Origin of the sequence: Tepidibacter sp., from assembly GCF_025210165.1 — a bacterium.
In the GTDB taxonomy this organism is placed as follows: domain Bacteria; phylum Bacillota; class Clostridia; order Peptostreptococcales; family Peptostreptococcaceae; genus Tepidibacter_A.
In genome coordinates this window covers 111,519-124,746 of the sequence record NZ_JAOASI010000009.1, presented here as the reverse complement: position 1 = coordinate 124,746, position 13,228 = coordinate 111,519, and the positions used below count along the sequence as shown (strand labels likewise).

General features: G+C 28.6%; 7 protein-coding genes and 1 riboswitch. All 7 genes read left to right on the top strand.

What is annotated here, in order from left to right; translation table 11 throughout:
• Positions 1–137: 137 nt before the first annotated feature.
• The 7 genes from N4A48_RS01140 to N4A48_RS01110 all read left to right on the top strand — a co-directional run bounded on the left by N4A48_RS01140 (position 138) and on the right by N4A48_RS01110 (position 13,221).
• Positions 138–548 (top strand): ABC transporter substrate-binding protein, encoded by a 411-nt coding sequence (locus N4A48_RS01140; protein WP_330665021.1) that lies wholly within the window; start codon positions 138–140, stop codon positions 546–548.
• Between the two features lie 29 nt (positions 549–577).
• Positions 578–1,246 (top strand): amino acid ABC transporter permease, encoded by a 669-nt coding sequence (locus N4A48_RS01135; RefSeq protein ID WP_293663838.1) that lies wholly within the window; start codon positions 578–580, stop codon positions 1,244–1,246.
• 11 nt (positions 1,247–1,257) lie between these two features.
• Positions 1,258–1,992: an amino acid ABC transporter ATP-binding protein gene (locus N4A48_RS01130; RefSeq protein WP_293663837.1), complete on the top strand. Its 735-nt coding sequence runs from the start codon at positions 1,258–1,260 to the stop codon at positions 1,990–1,992.
• A 3-nt stretch (positions 1,993–1,995) separates the two neighbouring features.
• Positions 1,996–2,127, top strand: coding sequence for a hypothetical protein (locus N4A48_RS01125; RefSeq protein WP_293663836.1), 132 nt, complete (start codon positions 1,996–1,998; stop codon positions 2,125–2,127).
• 124 nt (positions 2,128–2,251) lie between these two features.
• Positions 2,252–2,419: riboswitch (cobalamin riboswitch) on the top strand.
• 130 nt (positions 2,420–2,549) lie between these two features.
• Positions 2,550–3,488 carry a DUF4430 domain-containing protein gene (locus tag N4A48_RS01120; RefSeq protein WP_293663835.1) on the top strand — a complete coding sequence of 313 codons (939 nt, stop codon included), beginning with the start codon at positions 2,550–2,552 and terminating at the stop codon, positions 3,486–3,488.
• 30 nt (positions 3,489–3,518) lie between these two features.
• On the top strand, positions 3,519–4,835 hold the full coding sequence (locus tag N4A48_RS01115) for an S-layer homology domain-containing protein (protein ID WP_293663834.1): 1,317 nt from the start codon (positions 3,519–3,521) through the stop codon (positions 4,833–4,835).
• Between the two features lie 31 nt (positions 4,836–4,866).
• On the top strand, positions 4,867–13,221 hold the full coding sequence (locus tag N4A48_RS01110; RefSeq protein ID WP_293663833.1) for an Ig-like domain-containing protein: 8,355 nt from the start codon (positions 4,867–4,869) through the stop codon (positions 13,219–13,221).
• The last annotated feature ends 7 nt before the right edge of the window (positions 13,222–13,228 follow it).

The window sequence follows — 13,228 nt, the reverse complement described above, 5'->3', positions numbered from 1 at the left end:
TGGAAAAGATGAAGATATATCAAGAATTAAGTCTTTAGCATTTGGATAATATAACCATACGTTTGAAGTTAAGAGGATATTTTTTTGTTGAAATCAATTTACCATATTAAGTAAATTGATTTCAACTAGCACAATAGATTAATTATAAAAAAATAGAAGATCTTAAAGGTAAAAAAGTTGGAGCTTGGCTAGGTGGAAATGGAGAAAAAACATTAAGAGCATTAAATGAAGAGTATAAACTTGATTTAGATATGTCATTTTATGATGGAACACCTTTAGAAAAGGAAGTAGAAATTGGAAGACTTGATGCATGCTGGCAAGGAGCAATCAAATCTCAAACAGTTATCAAACAAGGAAATTTAGATGCGAAACTAATGGGAGCAAATACAGAAATTGGGTCAGAAATTAATGCATATCCATTTTCAAAAAGTGAAGAGGGCAAAGAAATGTCAGATAATGTTAGCAAAGTCATTAAAGAGATGCATGAAGATGGAACACTAAGCGAATTATCTAAAAAGTGGTTTGATTTAGATACAACAAAAAAATAATAATTTATCAATTGATTGGTGGTAAAAATATGGAAGTTTTTAGTTTTGATTTTGCATGGAATCTACTTCCATTAATGCTAAAATATTTACATGTGACAATTATCATGTCTGTATTATCTTTAGTGTTTGGACTGATGATTGCAATTATAGTTGCATTGATTATTCAAACTAAAATAAAAATTATATATCCTATTACAAAAATATATGTTTCTTTTTTTAGAGGAACTCCACTCATAGCACAACTGTTTTTCTTATATTTTGGGTTGGTTCAGATAATCCCAAGTTTAAAAGGAATGGATGCTTTTACAGCAGCAGTTATCGGATTAAGCTTGAATGCTTCAGCTTATATGTCTGAAACTATTAGAGGAGCAATATCATCTGTAGATAAAGGACAAATGGAAGGGGCTTTATCTATAGGAATGACGTATCTTCAGGCTATGAGAAGGGTTGTTTTACCACAAGCTGCAAGAGTGGCTATACCAGCTTTGTCTAATAATTTTATTGATATTATAAAAGGATCATCACTTGCATTTACGTTAGGAGTAACAGAAATAATGGCTACAGCTCAAATGGAAGGAGCTGCAGCATATAGATTTTTTGAAGCTTTCACAGATGTGATTATTATATATTGGGGAATTATATCATTGCTGGGATACTTACAAAAGAAATTAGAGGTTAAGATGAGTGAAGGATATTAGGGTGTGTTCGTATGATAAAAATAAAGAATTTACATAAAAGCTTTACCAAATTAGAAGTTCTAAGAGGAATTAATTTAGAAATTGAAAAAGGTGAAGTAGTTGCAGTAATTGGTCCTTCAGGTACAGGAAAATCTACCCTGCTTAGATGTATAAATTATTTAGAGGTTCCTGATAAAGGAGAAATTGAAATTGAAGATTTAAAGATAAATACAAAAAATGTAACAAAGGAACAAATACATAGATTACGAAAAGTGACCTCTATGGTATTCCAAAATTATAATCTTTTTAAAAATAAAACAGCAATACAAAATATTCTTGAGCCGTTGGTTGTAGTAAAAAAGATGGACTATGAGAAAGCAGAAAAGATAGCATTAGATATATTAGAAAAAATAGGACTACTAGATAAAAAAGATATTTATCCTTCAAAATTATCAGGAGGACAGCAGCAAAGAATTGGGATTGGTAGGGCAATGGCTGTAAGTCCTAAAATTATGTTATTTGATGAACCAACATCTGCATTAGATCCTGAACTTGTAGGAGAAGTTTTAGATGTAATAAGAGAATTGGCAAAAAATCATACTACAATGATTATTGTTACCCATGAAATGAGATTTGCAAAAGAAGTAGCAGACCGAGTTATATTTATGGATGGGGGAAACATTGTTGAGCAAGGTTCACCAAATGAGATTTTTAATAATCCAAAGAATGAAAGAACAATAGAATTTTTAAAACAAGTAAAGACTTAAAGTATGTTAGATAAGGAGCTTATAGAAGAGCTTCTTATTTTTTTATGCTTAAGGAAATTATATGATTTTGAATCTGTGGATAATATTGATGAAAAGACTGTACTTGAAACTATTTTTGAGCAACGAAGCCCGTAGGGATTGTTTGCGACATGAGTCACCGCGTTAGCGAGTAGATGAATTTTTGTATGTCGAAATTTTTTTTTAAGAGTCGAACGATTTATTAGCAAATAGTATGAAATAATGTTACAATAAAGTAGAAATTAAACAATAATGTCTTGATTTAGGGAAAAAGGTGAAAGTCCTTTGCTGTAACTCCAACTGTAAGTGGGGATGAAGGCTACAATTTGCCACTAGATTTTTAATCTGGGAAGGCGTAGCTGTAAGATGATCCACAAGCCAGAATATCTAACCTGACATTCTTCAATTACCTTACGACTTAAATGGGGTTGAAGATATATGCCTAATTAACATGTAATTCAAGCATGTTTATTTGTTATGCATATATACTTTAACCCTATCTTTTTAGATAGGGTTATTATTATATTAGGAGGTATATTATGAAAAGAATATTTATATTTTTCATATCTATAATATTAACTTTTTCATTAATAGGTTGCGGTGGTACGAGTATTTCACAAAATGAAAAAGTAAATTTAATTGTATCTAAAAATTTTGCAAATGAACAAATATATAATGAACAATTGGATTTTGTAAAAGATACAAGCGTTATGGAGATTATGGAGGAACATCTAGAAATAGAAAAGGCATATGGGGGAGGATTTGTAAATTCTATAAATGGACTTAAATCAGGATTTACAGATTCAAAAGATAAAAAGAAATTAGATTGGTTTTATTATATAAATGGAAATCTAGCACAAGTTGGATCCGATGATTATTATTTAAGCTCAGGAGATACTATTATATGGGACTATCATGATTGGAGTAGTGAAAACTATATATCAAGTATAATAGGTGCTTATCCTAATAACTTCACAAAAGGGGTTGAAGGAAGTGTTTTAAAATTAGAAATAAGATATTCGGAAGAATTTAAAGAAGAGAGCGAAAATGTATTTAAGTTTTTAAAGTCAAAAGGATTAAAAGAACTAGACCAAAGAAAGCTTGATGATAAAGATATAGAAAATGAAGAAATAAATACTATAATTATTGGAAGTTGGGATGAGGTTTCAAATATAAAATATATAAATGATATCTATAATAAAGAAATAAATGGTCTATTTTTTAGTATAGATAGTGATATTATAAAGGCTTTAGATTACAATAAAAAAACTTCAAAGGAATATCAAAAAGGAGCTGTAATTACATCTATGCCTAAGGGATATGGATATTATTCTAATTTATGGATCATAACAGGTAATGATGAAGTTAGCATTAAAAAAGCAGCAAAACTACTTTATGAAAATTCAGAGAAAATCAAAGGCAAAATCTCTGTATTAGTAAGTGGTAGTGAAATATTAAATATTCCGATTAAGAAATAGGTTTGACTTTAGAATTTAGGAGGGGAAATTATGAAAAAAGTATTATCTTTAACTATTGCAATTTTAATGGTTTTTACTAATTTTGCATTTGCACTGGATTTAAGTTCTACTGCAAAACATTTAGAAAAGCAAAAACTAGACGAGTGGGGGATTTTAGCACTTTATTCTAATGGAAAAGATGTATCAAATAAGAGCTTAGCTTCTGTCAATTCAAAAATTACAACTGATTATGAAGCATATATTTTAGGGGCAGCATGTCTTAAAAAAGATATTTCATCAGTTAGTAATAAAATAATAGAAGCTCAGAGAAGTAATGGTAAATTTGCAGATTATATAGATGGAACTGGTGAAGAATTGGTGAATTCTCATATATGGGCAGTTATATCTTTATATACAGCAGGTAATGAAAATTATGATAAAAATAAAGCACTAAGTTATCTTAAATCTATTCAAAATAGTGACGGTGGATTTGGTATATATATAGGAGATAAAAACTCAGATTTAGATATGACTTCTATGGGAATAGTTGCCTACAGCATACTTGGACTTAATTCAAATTCAAGTGAAGTTAAAAATGCGTTATCCTTTGTAGAAAAGAACATTGATAAAAGAGAAAGCTGTGAGAGCATATCTTGGTATATACTTGCAAGAACCAAATTGGGTCTTGGTGTAGATAAAAAATATATTGATAAGCTTTCAGAATACAAATTAAAAGATGAATCATTTAAGCATTTGAAATTAGCTAAAAAAGGAAACTATATGGCAACATATCATGGACTTTTAGCTTTTAGTGATTACAATAACAAAATTTCAGTTTTCACAAAATTACATAACTTAAATAAACCTGTAGTTAAATTTAAAGATCTAAAACAAAGTGATTATGCATATAAAGAAATAATGTACTTAGTAAACAAAGGAGTTGTATTAGGTTATTCTGATACAACCTTTAAGCCTAATAATAGTGTGAAAAGAGGAGAATTCACTAAGTTTTTAGTTTATGGAAAAAATCTTCAAAGTCAAGCTACATCACCAACTAATGAATTTACAGATCTTAAACATCACTGGTCAAATAAAGTTGTTAATGTTGCGGTTAAAAAAGGATATATAAATGGAGTTGGAAATAAGAAATTTGCACCAGAAAACAATATAACAGGAGCACAAGTAGCAGCAATTATTGTTAGAGCTAAAGGGCTTGAAAGTAAGGCAAAAGGTATTAAGGGAAAGAATTGGTATGATGGATATGTAAAGGTAGCTAAGGATAGTAATTTACTTTATAAAAACTTTAGTGCAAATAAAAATGCTACAAGAGCACAGTGCGCTGAAATCATATATAAATTAGTAAAATAATATAACATAAAATTAAGAAGGGGGAATTAAATTGAAAAATCGAGTGATTAGTATTTTTTTGATACTGGGTTTGCTTTTTAATTATATTATATGTATTCCTAATAGTATTTTTTATTCTTATGCAAAGGAAATACAAAGTAGTGCAAAGGAAGAAGTTAAAGAAAAAGAAGTTAAAGAGGAAGTAAGTAAGGATAAAGAAGTTAAAGAGGAAGTAAGTAAGGATAAAGAAATTAAAGAAGAGGTAAGCAAGGATAAGGAAGTTGAAGAAGAAGTAAGTAAGGATAAGGAAGTTGAAGAAGAGGTAAGCAAGGATAAGGAAGTTAAAGAGGAAGTAAGTAAGGATAAAGAAGTTAAAGAAGAAGTAGATGGGAGTAATTTGCAAGATGACGTTGAAGAAACATTAGATAAGTTAAGAAAATATTATTCAGATGAAAGCCAATTAGATTATATAGGAGCCATGTCATATAATCATTCTAGCAATAACTTGAATAGCGATTTAACACTAATATCAAATAAACTGAGAAAATATAGCTCAAAAGGATTATATAACTGTTATAAAGGAATAATGAGTGCAGTTGCATCAGGTCAAGACCCTAGAAATTTTGAATATATAGGAGAAAATTTAAATTATGTAGAAGCTCTTTTAAAACTTCAAAAAGATACAGGAGAATTTTATAGTTGTACGTCTTATTGTATTATGGCACTTGATATGGCTAGTGCAGATTATGATGAAGAAAAAACAATAAATTTTTTGAAAAGTAAATTTGAAACAGATGGAGATAAAGCCTATATAACTAAATATAATAAAGCTGATATAGAAAAAACAGCTATAGCTATGATTGCTCTTTCAAATCATAAGGATATAGATGGAGTAGAAGACTTAATAGATAAGTGTATCAATTACATAAAATCAGAGCAAAAAGACGATGGAGGGTTTGGTTATTCAGCTAATGCCAAAGTTTTAGGAGAAATTATACAAGCTCTTATTTCAGTTGGAGAATATCCTGTATCAAAAGATTATACTAAAAACGAAAAAACAATACTTGATGCAATGATGAAATATAAACTGGATAATGGAACCTTTAAAAAATCGTCATGGGGAAATTATACTGATGAAGATTCTACGCAAGCAGCATTTGCAGCACTTTCTGATTTAAAAAAAGGGAAATCTATGTATCATACATTGAAAGCTGAAGTTGGAGATACTCCTTCAAATATAATACTCAATGTTGATAAAAATGAAATTTTAGAGAAAAGAACATTAAATATTAATTATAAGGTTGTAGATAATCAAAATAGAATAGTACCAGGACAAAAGATTAATTGGACAAGTTCTAATGAAACTATTGCAACTGTCAAAAATGGGTTAGTAACAGCAATAAAAAGTGGGGATGTAACTATAACAGCAGAGCTTGAAAATAGTTCGATTAATGAAACTATTGATATAAAAGTAGTTAAAAGAAAACCAACAAAAATAAAATTATATTCAAATAATAAAGAGGTTAAAGCAAAAACATCTATAAAAAAAGATGAGACAATAAATATCACAGCAAAGGTACTTGACCAAGATGATGAAATAATAAAAGATGCAAATATTATTTGGGAAGTATCAGAGGGATCTGAGAATATATCCCTCGATAATAATATTATTGAAGGAATTGCAGTTGGAAATTCAGTGGTAAAAGCAAAATGTGAAGAAGTTCAAGCTACCTTAAATATAGAAGTTATATCAATGACTGGTGTTATAAAAGAAGAATTAGATAAAGTGAAGACTTATTATGATGATAAATCACCTTATAACTATCTTGAAGGTTTAGCACTAAATCATTCAGGAGTAGATCAAGAGATTATAAAGAAAAAAATAGAAGTAAAGACAACTTTATTAGAGGCACAAGATTATGCTAAAAATATTATTGCGTTAATTTCAGCAGGATTAGATTCAAGAGATTATAAGGGACACGATTATGTAGAAGAACTAAAAGAGTCTCAAGACGAATCTGGATATTTTAAGATTGGAAGAAATTATACAGGTTGTGAAAATATTATATTACCAATTATTGCTCTTGATATGGCTGGAGCAGAATATAATGTAGAAAAAGCAATAATTCAATTACAAGGAAAAGCAATAAATTCAGGTGGAAATAAGAAATACTTTAAATATTCTGATGGTAGAGGAATAAGTATAGAAAACACCTCTCTTGCCATAATTGCTATGTGTAAGCATAAAGATATAGATGGAGTGCAGGAATTAGTAAATGCTTGCATAGAAGCTATGAAGTCTGAGCAAAGTGATAATGCATCATTTAAGTTTACTAAAAATTATAGAACTAATGAAAGCTGTAAGGCTACTGGATTAGCAGTACAGGCTTTAATAGCTGCTGGACAAGATCCACTAAGTGGAGATTGGATTAAAAACAATAAAACGGTATTTGATGCTTTAAAATCATTTAGAAAAGATAATGGATTTAAAGAAACAACATCAGCTTATTACTTGAATGAGAATTCAACAGCGGCAGGATTTGCAGCTCTTACTGATTTAGTAAAGAATAAATCTATGTACAATGAAATCAAGGTTGAGCTTGGAACAATAGCAAATAGCATACAAATTAAAAGTGACGAAGATTTTGTTAAAGAAGGACAGCAAATAAAATTAAGTGTAAAGGTATTAGATAAAGATAACAAAGTAGTTGTAGGACAAGAAATAGAGTGGACAAGTTGCGATGAAAATATTGCAGTATTAGATAAAAATGGATTGCTTACAGCTAAAGATGTAGATGGGAATAAAATTATTAAGGTAACCGCTAAAATAAAAAATACAGACATTAAAGCTATAAAAAATATAACTGTGAAAGCAAGAATACCACATACAATAGAGATTAAACTTCCATATGGAGCTAAAAAAGAATTAAAAGAAGGAAACACTCTAAAGCTTTCTAAAAAAGTTTGTGAAGAAGATTCAGAGGAAATAAAAGAGGAAGAAGTAGTTTGGACAAGTTCGGATAGAAATGTAGCTACTATAGATGAAAATGGAACTATAACAGCTAAAGATGTATCAGAAGATAAAACAATTACAATTACAGCAACATCAAAGAGTAAGACATATGTAAAAAAAGAAATAATTATAAAAATTATTGCAATAAAGCCAAGTAAAATTAAAATATTCTCTGATAATAAGGAGTTAGAAAAAGCTACAATAGAATCAGACTGTAAGCTAAAACTTGAAGCAAGAGCTTATGAATCGGATGATACTTGGATGAAAAATACGCCAATACAATGGACAAGTTCTGATAATAATATAGCTACTGTGGATGAATCTGGACTTATTATAGCAAAAGAAGTTAATAAAGCTACAGATATTACCATTACTAGTAAAATGAAAGACTTTGAAGTATCAAAAACATTTAATTTAAAAGTAATTCCTAAGCAAACAGATAAAGAAAAAGCTCAAACTGTTATAAAGGAATTAAAAAAATATTATGAAGCAGATTTAGAATATGATTATCTTGAGGCTATGAGCTTAAATATAGCTGGAATAAACTCAAATATCATACAGAATAAATTAAAACTACCAGATGTAAACTTTAAAAAAGGTTATTCTGGGAAGGATTCAGATCAATATGCAAAAGCAATTATAGGGCTTATTGCATCAGGGATAGATCCTAAATCTTATAAGGAAAATGACTATGTAAGCTTTTTAGTAGGATCACAAACAGAAGAAGGATATTTTAATACATCAGCACCATATTATTGCAAGCAAGCTGATAATATTGCTTATTCTATTATTGCACTAGATATGGCAGGTACTAAGTATAATACAGGTAATGCAGTAACTGCTTTAAAAGATAAATTCAAAACAGATGGAGACAAGGCATATGTAGGAGGATATAGACCTGATTTAGAAAAAACTACTTTAGCTGTTACTGCTCTTTCTAATCATACTGAGGAAGATGGAGTAGAGGAGATTATTAATAAAGCTAAGGTATATATAAAAGAACAACATAATGATTGGGATGAGGATACAAACTGTAAAGATATTTCAGAAACTATTCAAGCAATAATCTCAATAGGAGAAAATCCATTATCTGAAGAATATGCAAAAACAGATATATCTGGTAATAAGATAACTATACTAGATGAACTTTTAAAATTAAAGGAAGAGAATGGATTCAAAGAAGGTGGCTGGAATTTAGATAAAGAAGAAGCAACAGCTTTTGCTTTTGCAGCTCTAACAGATATACAAACTGGAAAATCAATGTATAAGGAAATAAAATTGAATACAGGAAAGCCTAAAAATGTAACAATAGATGCAAAGCAAAAACAATTAAAAATTGGGGACACATTATCATTAACAGCAAAAGCCCTTGACCAAGAGGGGGAAGTTGTAGATTTACAAGAGTTTATTTGGTCTGTAGATCAACCATCTATTGCAAAGATAAATGAAAAAACAGGAGAAGTTATTGGGATTAGTGAAGGAACAGTTGTTATTACAGCTACGTTGAAGAATTTTAAAGATGTAAAAAGCACTATTAATATAAAAGTGATCTCTAAAATTCCAAATCGTATAGAAGTTACGGTAGATAAAAATATTATCTCTATAAAAACTAATAAAAAAATAAAAATCAATACAGAGGTGTTTGATTCAGAGGAAGCAATTATTCAAAACGCATCTATTAAGTGGGATATTCAACCTAAAGGATATGCAACTATTGATGAAAATGGTATATTAACAGCCTTAAAAGAAGGAACAATTACAATAAAAGGGTTTATCGAAAATGGAGATAATCTAATACAATCTACCACTAATTTAGAAATTACAAAATCTAAAACAAGAGAAGCAAGAATAAGTGAAGCAATAAATTTTGCTAAAAAATATTTAAAAACAAAAGATTCGTATGATTTTATTGATTCAATGGCTCTTAGAAGCACCAATGTGAATGTAGGTCATATTTCATCAAAATTGAATATTTATAATATGGCTAATTTGCATAATGATGAAAGAAATATAATTAACCTTATAGCGGCTTGCGAAAATCCAAGAAACTATAGAGAGCAAAATTATATTGATAAAATAACTAAAATACAACCTGAATTTTATAATGATTCAAATATTGAATATGTGGCAAAAGCTATTATAGCATTGGATATGGCAAAGGAAAAATATAATAAAGCAAATGCTATTAATGCTTTAGTAAATAAACTAAAAAAAGATTCAAATAAAATATATGCTACAAAAACAATAGATTCAGAATACAAGGAAGATTTAGAAGCTACAGAGTGGGTGCTTATTGCACTTGCAAATCATCAAGATATAAATAGTACTTCAAATGCAATTGCTGGCATAAAAAACTATCTAAAGGAAAAGCAAGGTAAGAATGCTTTGGTTGGAGATTGTGAGAGTACATCTCTTCTTATTCAAGGTATTATTTCACTTAAAGAAGATCCGCTTTCATTAGAATGGGTAAAATATGATGAATACGGAAATGAAATCACATTACTTGATGCATTATTAAAGTGTAGGGGTAAAATAGGATTTAAGTCTGATTATTCATCAGGACTTGGTACACATAATTTTACTGCATATGCACTTTGTGCTCTTGCTGATTTAGAAAATAAAAAATCAATGTATAGTGAAATAAAATATGTAGAAGCAGGAGAACCTTCTAGAATAGAAATAAATAATGAAGAACCTATAAATATAATAGAAGGGTATACACTTCAAATTGAAGCTACTATATATGATAAAAATAATAATATAGTAAAAAATGAAAATATTCAGTGGGAAAGTAGTGATTCCCAAAAAGCAACTATAGACGATGGACTTTTAAGAGGATTAAGTGAAGGACAAGTAAAAATAAAAGTAAGTTTAGCGAATAATCCAAAAATATTTGATGAAATTAATATAAACATAAAATCGGGAATTTCTGATGAGGTTTTAAAAGAAAAATTAAAAAAAGAAGTAGAGTTTTTAAAAGAGCATTACAAGGCCTATAATCAATATGAATTTGTAGCATCTCCAGCAGCAATGACTACAGGTATTGATAAAAGTAATATTCAAAGCAGGATACATAAAAGTACTAAATATATTGATACCTATCAATATGCAAAATTAATAATAGCATCTTTAGGAGCAAAACTTAATCCACGAGATATTGAAATTGAAGGTAAATCAAAAAATGCTGTTGATATATTAAGAGCATCTCAAGTTAAAGAGGGAGATAATAAAGGACAATTTGTAATAAATAGTTATAGTGATACTGATTCTATTGAAAGATTATCCTATTGTATAATAGCTCTTGATATGGCTAATGCAGATTATGATAAAGAAGAAGCAATAAAAGCTTTAATAAATTTACTTAAAGATCCTAAACTTAAAACAAAATTAGGACAAGACGAGGTAAAGATAAAAGCTGTGGCATTAACTGCTTTTGCAAAACATAAGGATATTGAAGGAGTTAATGAGCAAATACGAAATATCATAAATTTATTAAAAGAAAAACAAAATAAAAATGCTGGATTTGATTCAAAGATGGGAAAAGATAATCCAGTTGCTACAGCGAGAGTTGTTCAAGCACTTGTAGCTAATAATATAAATCCTCTTTATTCAAAAGAGTGGATGAAGAATAAAAAAACAATGCTAGATAGTATATTAAAAAGAAAATATGAACATCCAACAGATATAGATAAATCAGGATATTCCACTTTTGAAGGTGGAAGTAGAGCGGTATCTGCAACTTACTATGTATTTGCAGCTTTAACTGATATGTATCAAAATGAGTCTATGTTTGAAAAGTTTAAAACTAAGGATAAGGTAACTACAGATGTAGGAGATGTAACAAATGTTTCAATAGTGAAACCAGAGAACGATAAAATGCTAATAGGAAAAACATTAAAATTATATGTTAATGCATGGGATGATAAATATAATTTAGTGGAAGATGCTAATATTGCATGGAAGGTTTCTAATGATAAAGCAAGTATTGATAAGAATGGAATACTTACAGCTAAAAAAGAAGGAACAGTAACTGTAACAGCTTATATACAAGGTAAAAGTATAGAAAACACTATAGATATTAGTATAAAAAATATAGGAATAAATGAAATAAGGATACATGGTATAAACAAAATTAGAGAAAAAGAAAAAGTAGAATTAAATACTAATATTGATGAAGGATATATACTATTGGGAGCTAAAGCTTATGATGCTATAGGAAATGAGGTTAAAGGTGTAGAAATCGTATGGAAAAGCTCAGATGAAAATATTGTTGATTTAGCAATGAGTGATGAATCTACATACATACAGGGATTAAAAGTAGGTAGTGTAGATTTAAAGGCTTCACTTAAAGGTAATCCTAATATTAGTGATACTTTAAATTTAGAAGTATTAAAAAATACTAAAGCTACAGTAAAAGTAAGAGTTGAAGGGTTAGTTAATATAGTGCCTGAAACTAAAATAGAAGTAGATAACTTTGATGTGGGTAGGTATGGAGATAAAAGTTGTATGCTAAAAGAGTATCCAACGGCAATGAATGTACTTATTGATGCTCTTAGAGATAATGGAATAGATTGTGATAATAAAGAAAAATTTGATGCAGGAAATAAATTAGAAAAAGTAATAAATATAGCTGGAATAGAGGAACTTGAATATGGACCAAACAGTGGATGGATGTATTTTGTAAATAATAAGTATATAGATAAAAATTTAATTGATAAAGAAATTAAGGATAATGATAGTATTACAATGGTTTACTTTAAAGATTATAAAAAAGAAAAATATTCGTATTTTGATAAAACTAAAATAGTTGTTAAGCCTAATCAAAGTTTTACTATAAATTACAAGGCTAATATAAAAAATGATATTGGAAACTATATAGAATCTAATATAGATAATGCTCACATATTAGTTAACAAAAAAAGCTATATGTTAGATGGAAAAAATGTAATAACAGATAGTAACGGAAATGCAACTTTAAGATTTGAAAAAGAAGGAGAATATATACTACAGGGTGAAAGTACAAATCCTGAATCACCTTATATTGGTTCATATTGTAAAGTTAAGGTTACTAACGACATAGAAAAAACAAATTTTGAAGTAAAAGTAGATGATACTAAAATAGAACGTAAAAAAGAAGCTAGGTTAAATATTAATATAACAAATAGTTCTGATGAGAAAAGTATGTTAATCTGCATTATAGAGTTAGAAGATGAAAGTGGAAAAATATTAAAGTATAGTTCTGCAATAGAACCTATAGTTGGTAATGGAGAAAAAACTATATCTCCTCAATTTGCAATACCTGATAATGGTAAATACAAAATAAAAGTATTTGTAGCGGATAATGTAGAAAATATAGATAAATTTAATCCAACTAAAATTATAGATATAAATTAAAGGGGAG

Coding starts and splice junctions, on each gene's coding strand:
- N4A48_RS01135 (WP_293663838.1), top strand. CDS start 578: ATGGAAGTTTTTAGTTTTGATTTTGCATGGAATCTACTTCCATTAATG.
- N4A48_RS01130 (WP_293663837.1), top strand. CDS start 1,258: ATGATAAAAATAAAGAATTTACATAAAAGCTTTACCAAATTAGAAGTT.
- N4A48_RS01125 (WP_293663836.1), top strand. CDS start 1,996: ATGTTAGATAAGGAGCTTATAGAAGAGCTTCTTATTTTTTTATGCTTA.
- N4A48_RS01120 (WP_293663835.1), top strand. CDS start 2,550: ATGAAAAGAATATTTATATTTTTCATATCTATAATATTAACTTTTTCA.
- N4A48_RS01115 (WP_293663834.1), top strand. CDS start 3,519: ATGAAAAAAGTATTATCTTTAACTATTGCAATTTTAATGGTTTTTACT.